The organism is Streptococcus raffinosi, from assembly GCF_030284685.1.
GTDB lineage: Bacteria > Bacillota > Bacilli > Lactobacillales > Streptococcaceae > Streptococcus > Streptococcus raffinosi.
Genome location: NZ_JASUZV010000003.1, coordinates 1 through 23,753 on the forward strand (window position 1 = coordinate 1; position 23,753 = coordinate 23,753).

Here is a 23,753-nt window from a genome sequence, read left to right on the forward strand (position 1 = left end):
AAGACCAGAGGCAATTAAGATGGCGCCGTTAATTCTTGAGTTGAAAAAACATCAAGAAACCATTAATACTATTACAGTAGTCACAGCTCAACACCGTCAAATGCTTGACCAAGTTTTGGAGACTTTTGAGATAGTTCCTGATTATGATTTGGATATCATGGGAAAAAACCAATCACTTCAGGAAATTACTTCTAAAATTTTGGCTAATTTTGATCCAGTTGTTAAGAAGGAACAACCTGATTTGGTTTTGGTTCATGGTGATACAACAACAACATTTGCTGCTGGCTTGGTTGCATTTTACAATAAAGTAAGTATCGGTCACGTTGAGGCTGGGCTTAGAACTTATGATAAATATTCACCATATCCAGAGGAAATGAATCGTCAGATGACTGACAGCCTTTCTGATTTGTATTTTGCACCTACTCAAGAAAGTAAAGCAAACTTATTGTCGGAAAATCATAAAAAAGAGGAAATTTATGTCACTGGTAATACAGCGATTGATGCCTTAAAACTTACAGTTAAAGATAATTATTATCATGAAGTTCTCGATAAAATCGATGAGAATAAAAAAATTATCTTAGTAACAATGCACCGAAGAGAGAATCAAGGTGAGCCAATGCGTCGAGTATTTAAAACTCTTCGTCATATGGTAGATGAGCATTCTGAAATTGAAGTGGTTTACCCTGTTCATTTGAGCCCTTCTGTACAAGCTGCAGCAAAGGAAATTTTAGGTGACCATGATAGAATTCATCTTATCGCACCTTTAGATGTCTTTGATTTTCATAATTTAGCTTCTAGAAGTTACTTTATTATGTCAGATTCTGGTGGTGTTCAAGAAGAAGCTCCATCACTTGGAAAACCTGTTTTAGTATTACGAGATACAACAGAGCGTCCAGAAGGTGTTAAAGCAGGAACATTGAAACTTGTCGGAACTGATCCAGACAAGGTGAAAGAAGCAATGACTTCACTTTTAACTGATGAAGCTCTTTATAAAGAAATGTCTGAAGCTCCTAATCCTTATGGTGATGGTAAAGCATCTGAGAGAATTGTTCAAGCGATTAAAGTGTACTTTAATTTGGAAGATTCTGTATCAGAGTTTCACGAAGGAGGAAATTGAGTGTGAAAAGAGATAAAAAAATCTGGTATTGGATTTTATGTTTGATTTTCTTTGAAGCATTACTATTTCTCTACTGTAATCAAGTCAATCCTAATTTATTCATGTTTGAAGCTTTCTTTCTGATTTTAGGTATTGCTGCAGTATGTTTCTTAACAGAGCTTCTGATTACTTGGCTAATCATTTTAAGTTTTGCTTTAAGTATCTTTGTATTGGTTAGTGGTGTTGTCTATCTTCCACTAAATGATACATTAGTTCTTATATTCAGTTTTCCTTTGTTAATGGGGATACTTTCAAAGATTAAGTATTACTTCTATAAATTTATTTCATCTGTTCAGATTGAAGAAGTCAAGGCTAGTAATGCTTATCGTGATTTATTAGGGGATAAAAAAACTGTTCAAGCACTTTTGATACATTGGTCTCATGAAGAACAATTCTTTGAATTGAGTCCTCGTGAATATAACCATTTGCTTACTAGTATCTATCATCAGATTTCAGATAAGCTGGATCGCTTTGAGCAAGTCTTTTATGTTTCTGAAGGGAGTTACTTAATCCTTTCAAAAAATAAATCGAGAAATCTAGAAAAGATTTATAAAACTAATCTTGAAGAACATCTAAAAGAAATGACATTCACTAGGGGAAGTAGTTATCAAGGTATTCAATTTCAATCAGGTTTTCTTGTCATTGATAAAAAGAATTCCAAAAAATTTGATAACTATAGTGAATTAATGAGTAATTTAAACCGTCAGTTAGAAACGGATATTATTGTTGAGTATTAGGGGGAAGTTATGACTATCACAAACTTGTTTTTTGTATTTGCTTTATGTATTAGCCTTATTTTTGCGATTGCTTTCATTGTTTTGTTTACTGTTTATGCAGTAATATATGAACGTGTTTCTCATAATTTCAAGGCGGTGAAACATGGTTAGTCAGTTTTTAATGATTTTCACCCTAATATCCATCTGGATTTCCTTAGTTTGGGGTGTTGTTATTCTGGTATCAGCTGTTCATTTTTGGTTGAAACATAGTGATTTTAAGGTTGATAAGGGGGAACTTCCTTATTATCCTAAGGTTACGATTGTAGTTCCAGCCCATAATGAAGATGTTGTTATCTCTCAAACGGCTCAAGCTATCTTGAATATGAATTATCCTCATGACAAGGTTGAGCTACTTTTGTTTGCGGATAACTGTTCAGATAATACTTACCAAGAGTGTTTAGCTGTTCAAGCCATGCCAGAGTACGCTGGACGTAATATTACCATTATTAATCGTAAGGGTACTGGTGGTAAAGCAGGTGTTCTGAACGATGCCCTTAAAATGGCTGATGGAGAATATATCTGTATTTATGATGCGGATGCCATGCCTGAAACTAATGCACTTTACTTCTTAGTTAAAGAAGTGATGAAGGATCCAGAACGAAGAGTGGCGTCCTTTGGGCGTAATAAAACAAGAAATGCAAAACAAAATTTCTTAACACGTTGTATCAATCAAGAGATTGTTGTCACGCAACGTGTTCACCATGTTGGAATGTGGCATTTATTTAAAATTGGTCGTATTCCAGGAACGAACTTCATTATTCAAACTGAATTCGTTAAAAGTATTGGTGGTTGGCGAAATGGTGCCTTGACCGAAGATACCGATATTTCCTTCAAGATTATGCAAAGTGGTAAATTAATTGCCCTGGCATATAATTCTGAAGCCTTCCAACAAGAACCTGAAACGCTTAAAAGTTATTATATGCAACGTAAGCGTTGGGCAAAAGGTAATTACGAAGTTGTTATCTCGAACTTTAAACATTTGTTCGGTAAAGGAAATTGGCGTGTAAAACTAGAAGTAGCGAATTACTCTTGTATTTTCTTCTGGTTTAATGGTGCAATTGTCTTATCTGATTTAATCTTCTTTGCTAATGTCTTAGCCATTGTTTTACATATCTTTTTCCCAACCGTTCAGATTCCGTTTGCCTTTGATGCAAATAATATTTACATTGCTCAATTAATGTTGTTTAACTGGCTCTTGATGATTGGATTATATTTGTTGCAAATCAATGTTGCCCTAGCTTCACAATTTGGACAAGCAACCAGCAAACAAATTTGGTTAGCGATTCTCTCTTATTTTAGTTACGCACAGTTATTCATTATTGTTTCTTTAGATTCGTTGTGGTCTATTATCATGGATAAAATTCTTCATCGTGAAGGAACAACATGGGTTAAAACTAAGCGTTTTGCAGAATAGGAGTATGTATGAAAACAAAATATTTTAAATATTTATGGTTTGTAGTTATCCTTGGCTTATTTGTTTTTTCAATGTTTACCATAAGAATGAAAACGAAAACTGATATTCAAGATAGAATTTATCAAAAATGGGAAAAACACTTCGTAGTCAAAAAAGGCAACGAAGCATATGTCAAAACTACTAATGACAAAGACAAAGATGTTGTTCTTTCCGAGTCACAAAGTTACGGAATGCTAATCACCGTGCGAGCAGCTAAGAAAGGTTTAGCTAATCAAAAAGATTTTGAAAGACTCTACAAGTATTATTTGTCACATCGTATTGAAGGCAATCAATTGATGTCTTGGGAACAAATTGTTCAAAAAAGTGCTAAAAATGTTGATGATCACAATGCAACTGACGGGGACCTTTATATTGCCTATGCCTTGATTGAAGCCTCAAAACAATGGCCAAGCCATAAAGATGAGTATCAAACACAGGCCAAGGCCCTCTTACAGGATATTCTCAAGTATAACTATAATGAAAATACTGGAATTTTGACTGTTGGGAACTGGGCGAACAAAGATTCCAAATATTATAATCTTATGAGAACTTCAGATACTGTACCTAAGCAGTTCCAAGCTTTTTATGAAGTTACAAAAGATAAAAAATGGTTGGATATTAATAACAAGATGTTAAGTAGTCTTGAAACGATTAGTTCTAAAACGAAGACTGGATTAATTCCAGACTTTATCTGGGTGGATGAATCAGGGGCCCGTGTGGTTAAGCCTTACACCATCTCAAATCAGTTTGATTCAACGTATTCTTATAATGCTTGTCGTCTTCCATACAATCTTACTCAGAGTAACGATGAAAAGAGTCAGAAAGTCCTTAATAAGATGTTGGATTTCTTTATGACTCAGAAAAATGTCTTTTCAAATTACAATTTGTCTGGTAAGTTTTTAGACGACCACCAAGCTGCAAGTTTTAAAGCACCAATTGCTTTTGCGGCTGAGAAGGATCAAAAGTACTTGAAATTAGTTCAGCAGAATAAGATTGTCTTTATGCAGGATCTTCCTGTTAAGAATTATTATGATTCTGCGATTATTACTTTAGTAGCCATGGAATTCTTCTAAGTAATAGTTAACTAATGACTCAAAATCTTCCCTAAACCTGTTATTTGGAAACAGTAGCATTAGGGAAGATTTTTTCTTATGACTAATGATTGAAAATAAATTAAATTTAATCTCGAATGGACATGGTAAATCTCATTTTAAAAGGTTCTTAAGTTGGTTAACAATTGCTCTTAATGGTAAAAACTAATAAAGAAATCAAATGTAAAAAGTCGTATTTTTAATGATTCTTCTTATGTTTTATGTAAGTCTTCTATGATATAATAGTTTGATGACTATTTTAAATGATATGGTTCCTCTAGCGAGCCACTTGGTTTTTATTGGTTTAACTTATCAGATGGTGAATACGCTTTTTGATTGGGAAAAAATAACCAAGAATGTTATTGTTAACACTGGGAAATTGAGATTATTCTTGCTTTTTATTAGTATTGCCATTGGTTTTCTAGTAAGTTCATTCTTTATATATGTTTTAACGCTATGTCAATCGTTAGCAAGCTCAATATCTTAAATTAGTGATTTTAAAAGACTTTTGATATAATACAAAAAGATGAAATTGACCCTTGAAAGGAATCCTTATGGATAAAATTATTGTACAGGGTGGCAACACTCGATTAAGTGGTGAGGTTGTCATTGAAGGTGCTAAAAACGCTGTTTTGCCATTATTGGCTGCGACTATTTTAGCCTCTGAAGGTCAGACAACCTTGACTAATGTTCCAATCTTGTCAGATGTTTACACCATGAATAATGTGGTTCGTGGCTTGGATATTGCTGTAGACTTTGACGAAGAAAATAATACTGTAGTAGTTGATGCTAGTGGTGAGATTCTAGATCAAGCGCCATACGAATATGTTAGTAAAATGCGTGCTTCCATCGTAGTACTTGGACCTATTCTTGCTCGTAATGGTCATGCTAAGGTTTCTATGCCTGGTGGTTGTACCATCGGTAGTCGTCCGATTGACCTCCACCTCAAAGGTTTGGAAGCTATGGGAGCTAAGATTACCCAGGTTGGTGGTGATATTACAGCAACTGCTGATAAACTCAAAGGTGCAACTATTTATATGGACTTTCCATCTGTCGGTGCCACTCAGAACCTTATGATGGCAGCGACCTTGGCTGATGGAGTCACAACTATTGAAAATGCTGCGCGTGAACCAGAAATTGTTGATTTGGCTTTACTTCTAAATGAAATGGGGGCAGATGTCAAAGGTGCTGGAACTGAAACACTCGTGATTAAAGGAGTAAAATCTCTTCATGGTACCCAGCATGCGGTTGTTCAGGACCGTATTGAAGCAGGTACTTTTATGGTAGCAGCAGCGATGACGTCAGGAGATATTCTCATCAAAGATGCCATCTGGGAGCATAACCGTCCTTTGATTTCTAAATTACTGGAAATGGGTGTCGACGTTAAGGAAGAAGAAGGAGGCATTCGTGTTACATCTGATGTTTCGAAATTGAAACCAGTAACCGTTAAAACTCTTCCTCATCCAGGTTTTCCAACGGATATGCAGGCCCAATTCACAGCGCTTATGGCAGTGGTTAAGGGTGAATCAACGATGATTGAAACTGTCTTTGAAAATCGTTTCCAACATCTGGAAGAAATGCGTCGTATGGGACTTCATTCAGAAATTCTTCGGGATACTGCAATGATTCACGGTGGTTTGCCACTTCAAGGTGCTCAAGTTATGTCTACTGATCTTCGAGCATCTGCGGCCCTTATTTTAACAGGGATGGTTGCTGAAGGGACAACGACAGTTGGTAAATTGACACACTTGGATCGTGGTTACTATCAGTTCCATGAGAAACTAGCTAAACTAGGAGCCAATATTTCACGTGTAAGTGAGGGCTAGTATGGAAACTGGTAAAGGCTATGTTTTTCGTCAATTATTGCTTGTTTTAATCGTTTGTTTGGTTAGTCTTGCTTTTCTGGCCCTTGGTTTAATGGTTGGTTATGCCGTCTTAGGCGAGGGTAAGGATCCAATAAACATCTTAAAACCAGAAACCTGGCAAGCAATCGTTGCTAAATTTACAGGAAAATAAAAGGGAGTGGGCTGTCGTCCTACTCCTTTACTTATGCAGATTCATAGAAATAGGAAGAACACGATGGCAAAAAGAAAGACATCTTTAACGAATAAACAGAAACGTCAGATTTTCTCATTACTGATAGCAGTCTTGGTAGTAGTTCTAGGTTATATTGGGACGAGCAATAAGCTTTCGCCTAATAATCCAATCAAGCAGGTAGCCAGTCTAGTCTCGGGAAAATCCAATAACTCCGTAAAGTCTAACGGTTCAACAATTGGTCAGTCTACACCACAAGAGCAGCTTGCTGAGACAGTGATGACTAGCTCTGTCAAGAGTCAACTTGGAAACTCCATAGAATGGAATGGGGCAGGGACCTATATTATTAATGGGAACAAGACGAATCTAAATGCTAAGGTATCTAGCCAACCCTATGCTAATAACCAAGTCAAAACGGTTCAAGGCCAAACAGTTCCTACAGTAGCCAATGCCTTGTTAAGTAAAGCGACAAGACAGTATAAGAACCGTCAAGAAACAGGTAATGGATCAACATCATGGACACCAGCTGGATGGCACCAGGTCCAAAATTTATCTGGAGAGTATAGTCATGCCGTAGACAGGGGGCATTTGTTAGGTTATGCACTAGTTGGAGGTTTGAAGGGATTTGATGCCTCCACTTCAAATCCTGAGAATATTGCAGTTCAAACAGCTTGGGCCAACGAAGCCAACAGTGATAATTCTACAGGACAGAACTATTATGAAAGTCTTGTACGGAAAGCTCAGGATAAAAACAAACGTGTCCGTTACCGTGTCACTTTAATTTATGATGGAGATAACCTTATACCATCAGGAACGCATCTTGAAGCCAAGTCAGCTGACGGATCCCTTGAGTTCAATGTTTTTGTTCCTAATGTACAAGAGGGGATCACCCTAGATTATTATTCAGGTAAAGTAACAGTGAATTAGAGAAAGAAATAACGACTCCAATTGGGGTCGTTATTTTTAAAGTTCAAAAAACGAAAAACCCACCCGAAGGTGTGTTTCTTATTCACTAGCTTGCTCCCATTGTTTAGAGAGGTAGCGAGAGTAGCTAGAGATGGCAAAGTTAACCACGAAATAAGCTAAAGCCACGATACCGTACAAGGTAAAAATTTGGCTTGGTTCGTAGTAACCACCCATCAAAATTTGACTCTTACCAAACAATTCTTGTAAGGCAATAACAGAGTAAAGGAAAGAAGTATCCTTTATGACTGTTACAAACTGAGAAATAATTGATGGTAACATCTTACGGATAGACTGTGGGAAGATAATGTAAACAAAGATTTGCTTATTGGTAAATCCTTGTGACAATCCAGCTTCCGTTTGTCCATGGTCAATAGAGTTGAGTCCTCCACGAATAATTTCTGCCAAGGCAGCAGACGTGAAGACTGTGAAAGAGGTAATTCCTGCTGCTGTAGACTTAAGTTGGAAGACCAAGAAAATAATGAAAATCCAAAGCAAGTTAGGTACATTACGCACAAACTCAATATAGATAGAAGCTATCCAACGAAGAATAGGATTTTTGCCGTTACGCATGACCGCAAGAATGGTTCCGAAAACGGTAGATAGCACAATGATGAAGAAAGACAAGTAAAGTGTCGTCCACAACCCTTGTGCCAAGAATTTAAGGTTAGTAGCTGATAAAACTTCTGACATAGTGGACCTCCTTAGTATGCTTTCTTATTCTCTTCTTCTTTACGACGTGCCCAAGTTGCAAGAGGGAAACACATGATAAAGTAGAGAAGAGCAGCTCCAGCAAAGGCCGGCACATAATTGGTTGTATCATAAGCCCAAGCCTTAGCCGTGAACATAATATCTGCACCAGAGATGATGGCAACTGTTGAAGTGTTCTTAATCAAGTTAACCACTTGGTTGGTAAGTGGTGGCAAGATAGTACGAACAGCTTGAGGCAAGATAATGATACGCATGGTATCGGCATAGGTAAACCCTTGAGACAAAGCCGCTTCGGTTTGACCTTTAGGAACGGCCTCAATACCCGTACGAATAATTTCAGAGATATAGGCTCCAGTGTAGATACCCACACAGAGGATAGCCGTCAATGAAATAGGAAGCATGATATGGCCGTCCGTCAAAATTGAAATCCCATAGAAGACAACCACGAATTGGACAAGCAGTGGTGTGTTTTGGAAGATTTCGACATAAACACGAGCAATGCCACGAAGCACCTTGTTATGAGTCGAACTCATGGCACCAAAGATGAGCCCAAGAAGAAGGGCAACAATCAAGGCACCAATCGAAATACCGAGGGTGTAGAAGAAGCCTTTAGCAAATTGTCCAAAGTTAGCGAAGAAAGCAGCCCAACGTTCAAGAGCGAAAGGACTAGCCGTTTCAGTTAAAAGATACATAAATTCAGGACTCCTTTCTATTTATCTTCAGCTTTAGCTGGTTTCAAGTGATACTTATCGTAGAGTTTTTGAAGACTACCGTCTTTTTGCCATTTCGCCAGCAAACCGTTGGTATAGTCAATCAAGTCTTGGTTAGACTTACTTGAAGCAATACCGTATTCTTGAGTTTTGAAACCTTCCTTCAAGGTTTTTGTCTTCTTACTTTCATAGCCAGAAAGGATAGATTTATCAACTGAGAAGGCATTTACACGGTGAGCATAAAGAGATACAGCCAATTCAGGGAAAGAACCGAGTTGAACGTAGTTGAACTTAAGATTGTGGGCTGAGGCATATTCTTGCAAGGCAGCCTTAGTTGACGCACCTTGAGAAACCCCGATGGTCTTACCATTCAAATCAGAGATTTTGTTAATACCTGAATCCTTAAGAACCAAGAAACCAATTTGGTCATAGTAGTAAGGACTTGAGATGGCGTAAGATGCCTTACGTTCATCATTGATGGTATAAGTACCGATAAGTAAGTCAATTGTTCCGTTATCCATAAGAGGTTCACGAGTTTGTGTTGTTACTGGAATATAGTTGACTTTCACTTTGAGCTCATCGGCAATTTTTTTAGCAAGATCGACTTCCATACCCTCGTAGGTATTGGTCTTAGCAGAATAGTAACCAAAGTTAGGAACGTCCTGCTTAACACCAACGTTAAGTGTACCTCGCTTAACAATTTTTTGAACTGCTTTACTATTTAAGAGCTTGCTCTTATCTTCAGCCACCGTTTTATGACTTGAGATAAGAAAAACCGTTGCTATAGCTAGAGTGGCGACTGTCAGGTAACGTAAGATTTTTTTGAAAATCATAGGCCACCTCCTTAGGCGTCGACTTGAACACGATCAGAGTTGTGATCGATAATCTTAGAAAGGAATTGCACAGCACGAGGTTCCGTAGGGTTGTCAAAGAACCCATCCACATCAGTCGTGTCGACAAGAATTTGACCTTCGGCCATGAAAATAATACGGTCAGCCACACTACGGGCAAATCCCATTTCGTGGGTAACAACTACCATGTTCATGCCACCTTTGGCAAGGTTTTGCATAACGGCCAGAACATCACCAATAGTTTCAGGGTCAAGGGCTGATGTTGGTTCGTCAAAGAGCAAAAGCTCAGGATTCATGGCAAGACCACGAGCAATAGCGACACGTTGTTTTTGTCCACCAGAAAGCATACCTGGATAAGAATCTTTTTTGTCCCACATGTTAACGTAGCGAAGGAATTTCTCAGCAGTCTTTTCAGCTTCAGCCTTACTGATGCCGAGAACCTTGATAGGTGCCAAGGTTACATTTTCGAGAACGGTTTTGTGTGGGTAGAGGTTAAAGTGTTGGAAAACCATACCAGCTTCTTTACGAAGTTCAACCAAATCTTTGGCAGATGCTTCAGTAACGTTATGTCCGTTAACGATGAGGGTCCCATTCTCAATAGATTCCAAAGCATTAATTGTACGGATAAGGGTAGATTTTCCGGAACCAGAAGGTCCCAAGAGAACCACAACTTGTCCTTTTTCAATTTCTAGATTGATATCACGAAGCGCATGATAGTCTCCGTAATATTTATTTACATTTTTAAATTCAATAAGTGCCATAAGAGTCTCCTTTAATGGGAATTCTTGTTAGATTATCTAACATACAATAAATTTTAGCATAAGTGAAGCTGGATGTCAAAAATTTCTGAAAATTTATTAAAAACGTTCGTGTTTTACTGCATAATCATCCATAATTTTTTCTAAATGTGAACAAATAAAAAATATTCCCAGAGAATTGCACTCTTACTTGCTTCTTTCCATTTTTAGGATTAATGTTATAAATTCAAAAACTTAACCATATGAGTTGATGGTTAAACTTGCTTGTTAGTAGGGTGCTATTCTTGATTTGAATAGTTTCGTAATTGCGTCAGAAATACCTTATCTTGTAATGTTATGTAACAATAAGAAAATGTAATATATATTTTCATAGTGAAAAAAATGTATGAACATTCAATCATAGATAATATTCTCAAATGATGATCTTTCACCAATCCATCCAAAAATTTCCTAAGAGCTTGATGGTGGCTAGAAACTCATAGCCCAAACTTGGTCCTTAACCTAATTTTTGGTATAATAGAATAGATACGTAAAGTGGATTGCTTTACTAAATTGAAATGAACTAAGAAAACCGATGAGGTGTTTGTATGAAAAAAATTCTAGTTGTTGATGATGAAAGACCAATTTCGGATATTATCAAGTTTAATCTAACCAAGGAAGGTTACGAAGTTGTGACGGCATTTGATGGTCGTGAAGCTTTGGAGCAATTTGAAGCTGAAAATCCTGATTTAGTTATCTTGGACTTGATGTTACCTGAACTAGATGGTTTAGAAGTAGCCAAGGAAATCCGAAAAACAAGTCATACACCGATTATCATGCTTTCAGCTAAAGATAGCGAGTTTGATAAGGTCATTGGCTTGGAGATTGGGGCAGACGATTATGTCACTAAACCGTTCTCAAATCGTGAGTTGTTAGCACGGATTAAGGCTCATTTGCGTCGAACAGAGACTATTGAAACAGCAGCGGCTGAAGAGAGCTCAAACTCAGGCAAGAAAGAAATTTCGATTGGTGAATTAATTATCGTTCCAGATGCCTTTGTAGCTAAAAAACGTGGGAATGAAGTTGAATTGACTCACCGTGAATTTGAATTGCTATTCCATTTGGCAACTCACATGGGACAAGTCATGACACGTGAGCATCTACTTGAAACTGTTTGGGGTTATGACTATTTTGGTGATGTGCGTACGGTTGATGTCACTATTCGTCGTCTTCGTGAAAAAATTGAAGATACACCAAGCCGTCCAGAGTATATTTTGACCCGCCGTGGTGTTGGCTACTACATGAAGAACTATGACTAGTATTGGCTTAAATATTACGAGCTTTGAGTTAGCCTTACTCTTTACTCTCTTATTTGTTGCTTTTTACTTTATTTTTCTTGCTTATCGTGATTACCGTCAAGTGAAGAACATTCGGAAGTTGACTAAGCGAGTAAAATCTTTGATGGCTGGAAACTATAATGAAGAGTTACGCTTAAAGGGAGATTCGGAGCTCTTAGAGCTGGCAAATAGCTTGAATGATTTATCAGACGTTTTCCGTCTGACGCATGAAAATCTAGCCCAAGAAAAAAATCGCTTGTCTTCAGTCCTTTCCTATATGAGTGACGGAGTTATTGCGACCAATCGTCGTGGTCAAATTACCATGATTAATAGTACAGCCAAGCGTTTATTAAATATCGATAGGGAAACGGCGACCCAGATGTCAATCTTGGATTTGTTAGATGGTGAAAGTCCTTATACTTATAGTGAATTACTATCTAAGACACCGGAAATTCATTTGTCACGTAGAGACGCTAACGATGAGTTTGTAACCTTGCGTGTTAATTTTGCGCTGATTCGTAAGGAGTCTGGCTTTATTTCAGGTTTAGTTGCTGTTATTCATGATGCCACTGAACAGGAAAAAGAAGAACGTGAACGTCGTTTATTCGTATCAAATGTCAGTCACGAATTGCGGACGCCTTTAACTTCCGTTAAATCCTACCTTGAAGCTCTTGATGATGGTGCCCTTAATGAAGAGATTGCTCCAAACTTTATTAAGGTTTCTTTGGATGAAACCAACCGAATGATGAGGATGATCTCTGACCTTTTGGCCCTTTCTCATATTGATAATAAGAGCACACATCTTGATGTTGAAATGACCAATTTTACGGCCTTTATGACCTATATTTTGAATCGTTTTGATCAAATCAAAAGTCAAGAAAATAATACTGGCAAGGATTATGAAATTATTCGAGATTATCCTGTTAATTCTATTTGGGTGGAAATTGATACAGATAAGATGACTCAGGTCGTGGATAATATTCTTAATAATGCCATCAAGTATTCACCCGATGGTGGAAAGATTACAGTGTCCATGAAGACAACAGATGCACAATTAATCGTTTCAATTTCCGACCAAGGTTTAGGTATTCCTAAGAAAGATTTGCCTTTGATTTTCGACCGTTTTTACCGTGTTGACAAGGCAAGAAGCCGAGCTCAAGGTGGAACTGGTTTAGGTTTGTCCATTGCCAAGGAAATTATTAAACAACATAATGGCTTTATTTGGGCTAAGAGTGAATATGGTAAGGGTTCAACCTTTACTATTGTTCTTCCATATGACAAGGATGCTATGATGGTTGATGATTGGGAGATGTAGTAGAAATGACCTCAGATATAGGGTTTAAATATAGTATTTTGGCTTCAGGCTCTACAGGAAACTCTTTTTACTTGGAAACTCCAGAAAAGAAAATTCTAATAGATGCTGGTTTGTCAGGTAAGAAAATTACAAATTTGCTAGCTGAGATTGATCGTGATCCGAGTGATCTTGATGCTATCTTAGTAACGCATGAACATAAGGACCATATCCATGGTGTTGGTGTTCTAGCTCGTAAATATGGCATGGACATCTACGCAAATGAGAAAACCTGGCAGATTATGGACAGTAAAAATATGCTAGGTAAGGTTGATAATAGCCAGAAGCACGTTTTTTCTCGTGACAAGATTATGACCTTTGGTGATATTGACATTGAATCTTTTGGAGTTAGTCATGATGCTATAGATCCACAGTTCTACCGCTTTATGAAAGACGGAAAGAGCTTTGTCATGTTGACGGATACGGGCTATGTATCAGATCGCATGGCTGGGATTATTGAAAATGCTGATGGATATCTGATTGAGTCTAATCATGATATTGAAATCTTGAGAGCAGGCTCTTACCCATGGTCAACCAAGCAACGTATCCTCTCTGATCAAGGTCACTTGTGTAATGAAGATGGGGCGGACGCTATGATTCGTACCATCGGTAATAAAACTAAAAAGATCTATCTGGGTCACCTCTCCAAAGAAAATAATATCAAGGAATTGGCCCATATGACGATGGAAAATCAGTTGGCACGTGCGGACTTTGGTGTTGGTACTGACTTTAAGGTTTTTGATACCTCTCCAGACACAGCCACTCCACTGACTGATATTTAGAGAAATAGTGAAAGAGCTACACTAATAAGTTTAGTGTGGCTCTTTTTGAAAGGATTATTTATATGAAAGTCATTTATCTCTCCTTAGGTTTTATCTCGCTTGGTTTAGGTATTCTAGGAATCCCTCTGCCAATATTGCCGACAACCCCCTTTCTACTTTTAGCCATTGCTTGCTTTGCTAGAAGTTCTAAACGTTTTGAAAAATGGTTATATCACACTAAATTGTATCAAAGTTATGTAGCTGATTTTCGAGAAACCAAATCTATTGCTAAAGAACGAAAGAAAAAGATTATCATTCAAATCTATGTCTTGATGGGGATTTCAATCTTTTTTGCTCCTATTCTTTGGGTGAAAATTGGACTCTTCTGTCTGACACTTTTCATCACCTATTATTTATTTAAGGTTATTCCTGATAAAGACTAAGCTAGAATCAAAAAACGAGACTCCTCTTGGAAGTCTCGTTTTTAGTATAGTGATTAATGTTTGCTTCTTATTTTTTTACGGACTTTATAGGCAAAGTTAGCTAAGCCATAAAGAGGACTAACCGGAAGGTTAAATTCACCGACGAACTGTTCAATGCGGGGGTTGAATTTTGATTTGAAGTTATACAAGCCACCGTCCAAGGAATTTTCAATACCTCCCATGTTTTGCCAGTCAGCGCCACGCTCAAAAGCATGATTAGCAGTTTCATACCATGTCAGGATAGCTGGTTGATAACGACGGTAGTCTTCATCCATACCAGCGTAGATATTCTCAGACGTCTTACCAAATTCAAGAACTAGGGTACCAGAGAGTGGGACTGTCTGATTTCCAGCATCTACTTTTTCTTGGAGAAAGGCAATTTCTTCTTTGAGACGTTTGTGCTCTTGCTTATTGTTCTCAACTTTTCCAGGTTTGGTTTTTTCAGTGAACTTGGCAGCATCAGCAATGTTCTTTTCAAGTTGCTTATTAAGATCTTTAAGACGGGCTGGCAAATCTAGTGTTGAGAGTGTAATGTAAGACGATTCTGGGTAAGTTGTCAACAACTTTTCATAATAGTCAATGCCACGAAGGTGGATGTTTTTACGAGCTTCAGTCTTCTTCATCAAAGAAGCGAATTGTTCAAGAAGCTCAGTGCCACCAAATTGAACCGAAATACCTTTGTTTCGAGCAGTACGAACAGCCTGCTTGGTGCTCTTAGAGAGCTGTTCTTCAGTGAAATCTTCTTTATGGATATTAGCCTGGAAGCGTGGTTGAATATTCTCAGCCATGTCTTCAGTGAGACCAGTCCATTCAACACCAAGAGATTGGATGTTTTTGGCAATAGCCATAGTATCTTCGTTGATGCTAACTTCTTGAGAAATCAAATTTTTAGTGACAAAGAGGCTTGGATCAAATTTAACAAAGAGGGCGTGTTTTGTTTTGGCATACTTTTTCAGTGAAGCCAGGACAAAAGCGACTAACTCTTTATCGTGGTAGTCCATGATAGGGCCTCGTGGGATGTAAATCATAGAGAAGCCAAGAGGCAGTGGTTGAATAAGAACACTAGCAACGGCAACAAGTTTGTCATCTTTATAGAAACCTAGACGGTCATTGCCCCAACTATCCTTGATTTTTGCCCATGAGCTACTTTGTAATAAGTTGGTTTGAGGACTATCAATCACAAAGCGGTCATGCTCAGAAGTACTGAGACCAGTTTTATAGGTATACATATTAGTCTAGAACCCACTTTCTAATAGCATAAGCGACACCAGATTCATCATTTGATTTTGTGATGTGTTTCGCAATTTTCTTCAATTCAGGATTACCATTTTCCATAACAACAGGAGAGCCAACGACTTCAAGCATAGCACGGTCATTTTCTTCATCACCGATAGCCATCGTTTCTTCTTTAGAAAGACCGAGTTTCTCAGCAAGATGGGTTACAGCTATCCCTTTGTTGGCTGTTTTCTTAAGAATTTCTAGGTAAAATGGTGTTGATTTTACAATAGTAAAGCGGTCATAAAATTCCTGTGGAAGTTTAGCAATAGCTGCATCAAGAATTTCAGGTTCATCGATATACATGGCCTTAACAAATTCCTTGTCAGCTACCTCTTCAGGTGTACGATAGTAAATCGGCATATGAACAAGTGTAGACTCATGAACCGTGTAGCGTCCAATGTTGCGATTACTTGTGTAGATACCATCTTTAGTAATGGCGTGAGAATGAACACCAAGCTTGTTAGCCAAAACCTCAATGTCAAGGTAGTCTTCGTATGAGAGTGTCTCACGAATCAATTCATTACCAGTAGAAGTTTCTTGGACAAGCCCACCATTAAAAGTGATGACATAGTCGCCATCTTGGTTAAGATTAAGTTCCTTAAGAAGTGGAAGCACGCCAGGAATAGGACGACCAGTCGCAATAACGACTTTAACACCCGCAGCCTTAGCCTCTTGAATCGCTTGAAAGACTTCAGGTGTGACTTGACGTTGGCTATTTAAAAGCGTCCCGTCAATATCAACAGCAATAAGTTTAATAGACATATAAATACCTGTTTCATTTAGTTAGTTTCCCTTCTATTTTACTAAAATTTGGGCGCTTTGTCATAGTTCTTCCTGAGAAAAATGATATTGGTGAATTGAAAACTATTAAAGCCAAGTCCAAACTGTATAGAACGGTTTGTTAGTAAGAATTGCTCAAATGCTTTTTAATTGGTAAAATAAGTTCAGACTAATAAAGGAGAGACAAGAGTGATTCGATTTACCAACCAATTGACAGATAAAGAACGTAAGGAAGCAAAAGCATTGATTGCTAGCTGCCAAGCTAATGACCACACCTTTCGAGAACCTTATCTCTCCAATATGCTTAATTTTGATTCCACTATGCCGACCTTTTTTCTCTATTATCAAGAGGGAGAATTGCTTGGTTTATTAACGGTTTATGCGGATAACGAAGACGTTGAAGTGGCGATTTTAGTTATCCCAGAGTATCGCCGCAAAGGCATTGCGAGGAGTTTGTTTGACAAATTTCAGAAGGAAACGGCATCTTATCCTATTCAATCAGTGACCTTTCAGACAGAACATGTTTTTCTAGAGCGTCATCCTGATTTTATCAGTCATTGGGGCCTAGTTGAAGATGCAGGCACTGAAACCTGGCTAGGGAGAGATAGAACTCCATATACTCTGGATTTCCGTTCAGATGTCAAGTCGCTCTTAGCAACTTCCTCTTATCTTGAAGAAATTGCCCAACTCCACCACCAAGCCTTTTCTGATGCAGAAGAAACATTTGAGGTGAGCCTCAGATATATTGCTGAGGCTTTAAAAGATTCCAATAGCCTGCTTTACATTCTCCTCAAAGAGGGTCAGGTCATCGGACTTTGTACGGTTGATTTATCTGGAAATAGCAACTATCTCTATGGACTTGCTGTAGCAGAAGCCTATCGTGGGCAAGGCTATGGAAGCTACCTGGCAAAATCAGTCGTCAATCAACTCATTGCGCAAAATGACAAGTCCTTCCAAATTGCAGTGGAAGATGATAATGTGGGAGCTAAGCATTTGTATGAAAAAATCGGCTTTGTCAAACAAACCCAAGTGGTTTACTTGAAACAGAAAGAATGACTAATGTTATTAGAAGAATTTGAAAATGTGTCTGCTGTCATTGAACCAACGAATCAAAGTATTGGCGGTGGTGGAGAAATCTGTGACACGATTATTCTTTCCTTTAATGGAGAGATAGTGGAAAGAGTTAAGCAGATAGACGGAGTCTATGAAGGTGGCTATCTTACCAATCTAAATGGCAAACTACCATGGTATATCTATGAAGTAGATGGACTTAAACTTGCAGTTGCTATGGCTAATATTGGAGCTCCAATGGTTGTGGGTTTCTTAGAAGAACTCAAAGCGAGAGGCTTTAACAACTTTATCGTTTTGGGCTCTTGCGGAGTTCTAGATCAATCTATTCAAGCAGATAAAATTATTATACCAAGTTCAGCTCTACGTGATGAAGGTACAAGTTACCATTACGCTCCTGCAAGTGATGAGATAGCTTATGACGAAACTTTGCTCTTAACAATGGAGAATGCTTTGAACAAATCTGGTATTGAGCATATTCGGACCAAAGCTTGGACGACAGATGCCTTCTATCGTGAAACAGCTTCTAAGGTTAAACGAAGACTTGCAGCAGGGGCGAAAGTTGTAGATATGGAAGCTTCGGCTATCATGGCTTGGGCCCAATATCGACAAGCCAAGGTTTATCAATTTTTCTACACGGCTGATTATGTTGATCATCATAATCATGAGTGGGATGCCAGACGCGAAGAAAGAAAAGCAGATGCTATGACTTTCTTTAATATTGCTGTCAGTATTGCATTAGAGTTGGAAAAATAGGTATAGCAACAAAAGGAGTAATTAATGGAAATTAAAATCAAAAATAAAATTAAAGTAGCAGATCAAACGGAAATCATTGAGGAAATCCACCCTTGTGAGGTTACGGAAAAAGGAGATTATCTCTATCTTATTCACCATAATTCAAAGAAAGAAAAAGTGGTTATAAAATTGAATCAGGAAGAGCTCATTATGACACGCTTTTCTCGGCCTAAATCAATCATGCGTTTTTCAGCCAAGGTACCTGCCTTGGTTCACATTCCGACGCCGCTTGGTAATCAGCATTTTCAAACCGTTACGAGCCTTTTTGCCTATGATCCTGATGGCCAAACAGTTGATATTCATTATCAATTGCAACATCCAGAAACGGAAGACGTCTTTGCTGATTATGAATTAGAGGTTTCATGGTTTTAATTTGTGAAAAAATTGAGTCATTTGGCTTGAAAAAGCCCTAAATTATGATAAAATGTAAGGGTATATCAAGGGAGTAGCAGGCGACTTTAGTCAATAAATTTGATTAAAGGTTGCGATTATGTCGTCATTACGAAATTTTACATTTCCGGCATATTCTTAAACAGCGAGACTTGTTTTTAAGGAAACAAGTCTCTTTTTGTATCATTTTTTATATGAAAAGAGCCTTGATAGTCATTTTTCCCTATTATAGAAGGAGGAGATTATTTTGTCGAAAGAACAAAGTAAAGCCTTGTTTTACACACAAGGAGAGGAAGAAGTCCTAAAAATCTTGGATACTTCTGTTGATGGTTTGTCAACTGCACAAGCCAAGGAACGTTTAGATGCCTATGGCTTTAACGAGTTGGATGAAGGTGAAAAACGTAGCCTCTTGTCAAAATTCATCGACCAGTTTAAAGATTTGATGATTATCATCTTGCTTGTCGCTGCTGCCCTTTCTGTCATTACAGAAGGGATGCATGGTTTGACAGATGCTTGTATTATTTTAGCTGTTGTTGTTTTAAATGCTGCTTTTGGTGTTTATCAAGAAGGACAAGCAGAAGCTGCTATTGAAGCCCTTAAAAACATGTCAAGTCCTCTAGCTCGTGTTCGTCGTGATGGCAATATCGTTGAGATTGATTCACGTGAATTGGTTCCCGGAGACATTGTTTTGCTTGAAGCAGGTGATGTTGTTCCGGCCGACATGCGTTTGCTTGAAGCTGCATCACTCAAGATTGAAGAAGCTGCCCTTACAGGTGAGTCTGTTCCAGTTGAAAAGGATATTACTGAAACGGTTGCAGCAGATGCAGGTATTGGTGACCGTGTAAATATGGGTTACCAGAATTCTAACGTGACTTATGGTCGTGGTACTGGTGTTGTTACCCATACTGGTATGTATACTGAAGTTGGTAAAATTGCTGATATGTTGGCTAATGCGGACGAATCACAAACACCTTTGAAGCAAAGCCTAGAACAATTATCTAAGAGTTTAACCTACCTTATTGTTGCGATTGCTTTGGTGACATTCTTGGTGAGTGTCTTCATTCGTGGCGAACAACCCCTTGAAGGTTTGATGGTTGCCGTTGCTCTTGCCGTTGCAGCCATTCCTGAAGGTTTGCCTGCTATTGTAACCATCCTCTTATCATTGGGAACAACGACACTTGCTAAACGTAATTCGATTGTGCGTAAATTGCCAGCTGTTGAAACACTTGGTTCAACAGAAATTATCGCATCTGATAAGACTGGTACCTTGACAATGAACCAAATGACCGTTGAAAAAGTCTATGCAAACGGTCAATTGCAAAGCGCTGACACAGAACTTGGTGCGGACAATACGACCCTTCGTATTATGAACTTTGCCAATGATACAAAGGTGGATCCAGATGGTAAATTAATCGGAGATCCAACGGAAACAGCCCTTGTTCAATTTGGTTTGGACCATAATTTTGATGTGCGTGACGTCTTGAAATCAGAGCCTCGTGTGGCAGAGTTGCCATTTGACTCTGACCGTAAGCTCATGTCTACTATTCATAAAGAAACAGATGGGTCTTACTTTGTAGCTGTTAAAGGTGCTCCTGACCAATTGCTTAAACGTGTGACTCGTATTGAAATCAATGGTGAGATTCGTCCTATCACGGATGCAGATAAACAAGCTATTCTTATGACTAACAAAGATTTAGCCAAACAAGCCCTTCGTGTTTTGATGATGGCTTATAAGACAACGAGTGACATTCCTACTTTGGAATCTGAGGTTGTTGAGTCTGATTTGATTTTCTCAGGCTTGGTGGGTATGATTGACCCAGAACGTCCTGAAGCAGCAGAAGCTGTTCGTGTGGCGAAAGAAGCGGGTATTCGTCCAATCATGATTACTGGTGACCACCAAGATACAGCAGAAGCTATTGCTAAACGTCTTGGTATCATCGATCCAAATGACACAGAAGACCATGTCTTCACTGGTGCTGAGCTGAATGAACTTTCTGATGAAGAATTCCAAAAAGTATTCAAACAATACTCTGTCTATGCGCGTGTGTCTCCTGAACATAAGGTTCGTATTGTTAAGGCATGGCAAAATGATGGCAAGGTTGTTGCCATGACAGGTGACGGGGTTAATGATGCACCTTCACTTAAGACAGCTGATATTGGTATTGGTATGGGAATTACTGGTACAGAGGTTTCTAAGGGAGCTTCTGACATGGTTCTTGCCGATGATAACTTTGCGACAATTATCGTCGCTGTAGAAGAAGGTCGTAAGGTCTTCTCAAACATCCAAAAATCAATCCAGTACCTCTTGTCAGCCAATATGGCCGAAGTCTTCATTATCTTCTTCGCTACACTGTTTGGATGGGATGTGCTTCAACCAGTTCATCTTCTCTGGATTAACCTAGTAACTGATACCCTTCCAGCCATCGCACTTGGGGTTGAGCCAGCTGAACCAGGTATTATGACTCACAAACCTCGTGGACGTCAATCAAACTTCTTTGATGGTGGTGTCTTCGGTGCTATTATTTATCAGGGAATTCTTCAAACTATCCTTGTTCTTGCCGTTTATGGTTGGGGTCTTGTCTTCCCAGAGCACCATACGCAAGGAGCCATTCACGCAGATGCCCTTACAATGGCTTTTGCAACACTTGGCTTAATTCAGTTGCTCCATGCCTTTAACGTTAAATCTGTGTATCAATCAGTCTTTAAAGTTGGTCTCTTCAGAAACAAGACTTTCAATTGGGCCATTCCAGTAGCCTTTGTTCTTCTGATGGCAACTATCGTGGTTCCTGGATTTAATAATCTCTTCCATGTGTCACACCTTAGTCTGACACAATGGCTTGCGGTTATTGTAGGTTCCTTCTTGATTGTGGTACTTGTTGAATTAGTTAAAGCCACTCAACGTGCCCTTGGCAAGGATAAAGACGCTATATAAAATACAAAGTCAGAGATACAGGTCTCTGGCTTTTATTAGAGATACAGGTCTATTTTTGAGATTTTCCTTATGTGATAGCGGACGTCAGCGAACTTTTTCGAAGTTCCATGATTAAGTTTCGAGTCTAAGGTCCCAAACTTACGAACGACTGAAAATCTTATGTTTCAGTCGTTTTTATCACGTCGGAAAGGCTCGGAATATGTACCGTACAGTCGCTAAATAAAGAGTCTTTTCCGATTTTAGTAAAGCTTCTTAGTTTACTAGATTTTTTAAGGACATTTTTCAACATTTTGAACAGAGATTAAGTCGTGAGCTTTTTCTTATCACATCTTGAATTCGTCAGATGTCTTGTTTATAATTGAGGGGAAGTAATGACTAGTTTAAGGAGAAGCTTATGAACGAAACCATTAAGACACAACTTAATCACCGTAGTATTCGTCAGTTTAAACCCAAAGCTCTGACACAGGAAGAAGTCAACCTCTTAGTTGATGTTGCCAGACATACATCAACGAGTAATTTTAGACAGGCTTATTCAATTATAAGTATCACTGATGAAAAGTTGAAGGAACAAATTGCAGAGATTGCAAACCAACCCTATATTCCAAAGGCTGGGCATCTTTTTGTAGTTGTTGTGGATCAAAGACGTAATACCTTGATTGCGGAAGCAAAGGGCGCTGAGGCCTTGGTGCAAGGTAGTCCCGAACGCTTTATTTCAGCTTTTTCAGATGCTATGATTGCTACTCAAAACATGGTTGTAGCTGCAGAAAGTTTGGGTATGGGAACTGTTTACTTGGGTAGTATCTTAAATGATAATGCTAAACTTTCAGAGCTTCTTAAACTGCCTAAGTATGTTTATCCCGCAGTGGGTTTAGCAGTTGGTTGGCCAAATCAGGAACCACAGCTGAAACCTCGTTTGCCACGTCACGTCATCCATATGGAAAATTACTATCAGGATTTGGAAAATCCCTTGGAAGAACTTAAAGACTACGATGCTGACGTCCATGAGTATTATGACCTTCGCGATCTTAATCACAGAGTTGATGAATTTACGACTCAGATTGCAAAGACTATGGATAAATCTGTCGCTAATCGTGCAAATACCTTGAAGGACCTTCAAAAGCAAGGATTCTTCACCGAATAAAAAACGACCCCCATAGAGCCGTTCTATACATCTAATAATGTCATGGATGAAAGGAACTCATTTGCTAGTTCCTTTTTTTCATACTCTAAAAACTCTGGGAGTTTCTTGACTAGGTTGTAACGTTTGGAGAGGTTCCATGTTCCAGTTGGATTGAGTTCAGGGTGATTGGAAACAAAGTTAATGGTTAAATCCCATTCTCGACTGTATCCAAGGGGTCGAGAGTGATAGGTTACACCGTCAATCTTTACCGTCCCATAACTCCTGTGGGCATGACCAAAAACAACATCTTTAACGTCGTGTTTGACGAAAATCTGATGGAACTCTTCTGATCCCAAATAAGCATTAAAAGGTTTAAAACGTTCGTGCGTCATGGTAAAACGGCTGTGAGGAACAAAATGCATGGCAACAATGAGTTTGCTCGTATCTAATTCGCTTAAAACATTATCTAGCTTCTTGAGACTAGTTTGACAGATTTCTGGATCAGTCCCCAATCGTCTGAGACGTCTGTCGAACCAAAGCTGTCTCTTACGCCTGAGAATTTTATCCAACTTTTCATCTGAATAGGAATAATCATACCAGCCATGAAAAGCCAATAATGTCTTACTACCTAAATCAATCAGCTGGAAATCAAGCTTATCAATAAGGTCATCCTCTAAATCTAGCATATCATGATTGCCTAAATTATAGGTGACCTTGACCTCCTTGGAAAGCTTTTGTAGAAATGGTTTAGTGTCGCTAAAATAATGATTAGAAATGTCACCAGCAATATGAAGGTGGCTGATTTTTTGATCTTTTAGACATTTTATAAGAGTATCAATTTCATATGTCTCAAAGTGATTCAAATCAATATGTAAATCACTCATTACTGCAAGTCTTGTCATAGAAACATTGTAACAAAAAGGTCGTGTCTTGTCTTTAAACGAAGATGATGAAAAATGCTTGCCCTAGGGCTACAT

24 protein-coding genes are annotated in these 23,753 nt (G+C 38.4%); 17 read left to right on the forward strand and 7 right to left on the reverse strand.

The genetic code is table 11. From position 1 onward, the window contains the following. From wecB to QRD39_RS02620, 8 genes are all read left to right on the forward strand, one after another. A partial coding sequence (wecB, locus tag QRD39_RS02585; protein ID WP_285955559.1) for a non-hydrolyzing UDP-N-acetylglucosamine 2-epimerase occupies positions 1-1,117 on the forward strand: 1,117 nt, incomplete at its 5' end. A 2-nt stretch (positions 1,118-1,119) separates the two neighbouring features. Beyond that, the gene (locus tag QRD39_RS02590; RefSeq protein WP_285955560.1) at positions 1,120-1,893 is read left to right on the forward strand and encodes a hypothetical protein; all 774 of its coding nucleotides are present in this window, start codon (positions 1,120-1,122) and stop codon (positions 1,891-1,893) included. Positions 1,894-2,035: 142 nt separating this feature from the next. Next, a complete protein-coding gene (locus QRD39_RS02595; protein WP_285955561.1) occupies positions 2,036-3,346 on the forward strand; it encodes a glycosyltransferase family 2 protein in 1,311 nt (436 codons plus the stop codon). A gap of 8 nt (positions 3,347-3,354) precedes the next feature. After that, positions 3,355-4,458, forward strand: a complete 1,104-nt coding sequence (locus QRD39_RS02600; RefSeq protein ID WP_037608834.1) for a family 8 glycosyl hydrolase — start codon at positions 3,355-3,357, stop codon at positions 4,456-4,458. A 268-nt stretch (positions 4,459-4,726) separates the two neighbouring features. Continuing rightward, on the forward strand, positions 4,727-4,963 hold the full coding sequence (locus tag QRD39_RS02605) for a DUF1146 family protein (protein WP_004182616.1): 237 nt from the start codon (positions 4,727-4,729) through the stop codon (positions 4,961-4,963). A gap of 67 nt (positions 4,964-5,030) precedes the next feature. Then, on the forward strand, positions 5,031-6,302 hold the full coding sequence (gene murA, locus QRD39_RS02610; protein ID WP_008534485.1) for a UDP-N-acetylglucosamine 1-carboxyvinyltransferase: 1,272 nt from the start codon (positions 5,031-5,033) through the stop codon (positions 6,300-6,302). A gap of 1 nt (position 6,303) precedes the next feature. Beyond that, on the forward strand, positions 6,304-6,492 hold the full coding sequence (locus QRD39_RS02615) for a DNA-directed RNA polymerase subunit beta (protein WP_008534486.1): 189 nt from the start codon (positions 6,304-6,306) through the stop codon (positions 6,490-6,492). Positions 6,493-6,555: 63 nt separating this feature from the next. Then, positions 6,556-7,437 (forward strand): DNA/RNA non-specific endonuclease, encoded by an 882-nt coding sequence (locus QRD39_RS02620; RefSeq protein WP_285955562.1) that lies wholly within the window; start codon positions 6,556-6,558, stop codon positions 7,435-7,437. Between the two features lie 78 nt (positions 7,438-7,515). Here the strand turns inward: QRD39_RS02620 and QRD39_RS02625 are convergent, their stop codons facing one another. Genes QRD39_RS02625 through QRD39_RS02640 form a run of 4 tightly spaced genes read right to left on the reverse strand, consistent with a single transcriptional unit; the run spans position 7,516 to position 10,506 of the window. After that, positions 7,516-8,166, reverse strand: a complete 651-nt coding sequence (locus QRD39_RS02625) for an amino acid ABC transporter permease (protein ID WP_285955563.1) — start codon at positions 8,164-8,166, stop codon at positions 7,516-7,518. An 11-nt stretch (positions 8,167-8,177) separates the two neighbouring features. Further along, positions 8,178-8,876 (reverse strand): amino acid ABC transporter permease, encoded by a 699-nt coding sequence (locus QRD39_RS02630; protein WP_008534488.1) that lies wholly within the window; start codon positions 8,874-8,876, stop codon positions 8,178-8,180. A 17-nt stretch (positions 8,877-8,893) separates the two neighbouring features. Beyond that, positions 8,894-9,727 carry a transporter substrate-binding domain-containing protein gene (locus tag QRD39_RS02635; protein WP_285955564.1) on the reverse strand — a complete coding sequence of 278 codons (834 nt, stop codon included), beginning with the start codon at positions 9,725-9,727 and terminating at the stop codon, positions 8,894-8,896. A gap of 11 nt (positions 9,728-9,738) precedes the next feature. After that, complete coding sequence (locus tag QRD39_RS02640; protein ID WP_008534491.1) at positions 9,739-10,506, reverse strand: amino acid ABC transporter ATP-binding protein; 768 nt, start codon at positions 10,504-10,506, stop codon at positions 9,739-9,741. 584 nt (positions 10,507-11,090) lie between these two features. Here QRD39_RS02640 and yycF point away from each other — a divergent pair. The 4 genes from yycF to QRD39_RS02660 all read left to right on the forward strand — a co-directional run bounded on the left by yycF (position 11,091) and on the right by QRD39_RS02660 (position 14,374). Beyond that, positions 11,091-11,801, forward strand: coding sequence for a response regulator YycF (yycF, locus tag QRD39_RS02645; RefSeq protein WP_002889489.1), 711 nt, complete (start codon positions 11,091-11,093; stop codon positions 11,799-11,801). Further along, positions 11,794-13,134, forward strand: a complete 1,341-nt coding sequence (vicK, locus tag QRD39_RS02650) for a cell wall metabolism sensor histidine kinase VicK (RefSeq protein ID WP_008534492.1) — start codon at positions 11,794-11,796, stop codon at positions 13,132-13,134. Before yycF ends, vicK begins: the two co-directional genes overlap by 8 nt. A gap of 5 nt (positions 13,135-13,139) precedes the next feature. Then, positions 13,140-13,952, forward strand: coding sequence for an MBL fold metallo-hydrolase (locus tag QRD39_RS02655; RefSeq protein ID WP_008534493.1), 813 nt, complete (start codon positions 13,140-13,142; stop codon positions 13,950-13,952). A gap of 62 nt (positions 13,953-14,014) precedes the next feature. After that, positions 14,015-14,374, forward strand: a complete 360-nt coding sequence (locus QRD39_RS02660) for a YbaN family protein (RefSeq protein ID WP_008534495.1) — start codon at positions 14,015-14,017, stop codon at positions 14,372-14,374. Between the two features lie 53 nt (positions 14,375-14,427). On the opposite strand, the gene QRD39_RS02665 is transcribed toward QRD39_RS02660, so the two are convergent. Together QRD39_RS02665 and yidA are read right to left on the reverse strand one after the other, a co-directional pair. Beyond that, entirely contained in the window at positions 14,428-15,642 is a 1,215-nt protein-coding gene (locus tag QRD39_RS02665) for an aminoacyltransferase (RefSeq protein ID WP_285955565.1), read from the reverse strand. 1 nt (position 15,643) lies between these two features. Then, positions 15,644-16,453, reverse strand: a complete 810-nt coding sequence (yidA, locus tag QRD39_RS02670) for a sugar-phosphatase (protein WP_285955566.1) — start codon at positions 16,451-16,453, stop codon at positions 15,644-15,646. 207 nt (positions 16,454-16,660) lie between these two features. Between yidA and QRD39_RS02675 the strand changes: the two genes are divergently transcribed. The 5 genes from QRD39_RS02675 (at position 16,661) to QRD39_RS02695 (ending at position 22,797) form a co-directional block, all read left to right on the forward strand. Continuing rightward, complete coding sequence (locus tag QRD39_RS02675; RefSeq protein WP_285955567.1) at positions 16,661-17,527, forward strand: GNAT family N-acetyltransferase; 867 nt, start codon at positions 16,661-16,663, stop codon at positions 17,525-17,527. 3 nt (positions 17,528-17,530) lie between these two features. Then, a complete protein-coding gene (locus QRD39_RS02680) occupies positions 17,531-18,295 on the forward strand; it encodes a nucleoside phosphorylase (RefSeq protein WP_285955568.1) in 765 nt (254 codons plus the stop codon). 24 nt (positions 18,296-18,319) lie between these two features. Next, complete coding sequence (locus QRD39_RS02685) at positions 18,320-18,706, forward strand: YwiB family protein (protein WP_285955569.1); 387 nt, start codon at positions 18,320-18,322, stop codon at positions 18,704-18,706. 265 nt (positions 18,707-18,971) lie between these two features. Continuing rightward, entirely contained in the window at positions 18,972-21,656 is a 2,685-nt protein-coding gene (locus QRD39_RS02690) for a cation-translocating P-type ATPase (protein ID WP_285955570.1), read from the forward strand. Positions 21,657-22,050: 394 nt separating this feature from the next. Further along, positions 22,051-22,797 carry an NADPH-dependent oxidoreductase gene (locus QRD39_RS02695; protein WP_285955571.1) on the forward strand — a complete coding sequence of 249 codons (747 nt, stop codon included), beginning with the start codon at positions 22,051-22,053 and terminating at the stop codon, positions 22,795-22,797. A 23-nt stretch (positions 22,798-22,820) separates the two neighbouring features. On the opposite strand, the gene QRD39_RS02700 is transcribed toward QRD39_RS02695, so the two are convergent. Then, complete coding sequence (locus QRD39_RS02700; RefSeq protein WP_285955572.1) at positions 22,821-23,678, reverse strand: metallophosphoesterase; 858 nt, start codon at positions 23,676-23,678, stop codon at positions 22,821-22,823. Positions 23,679-23,753 lie beyond the last annotated feature (75 nt).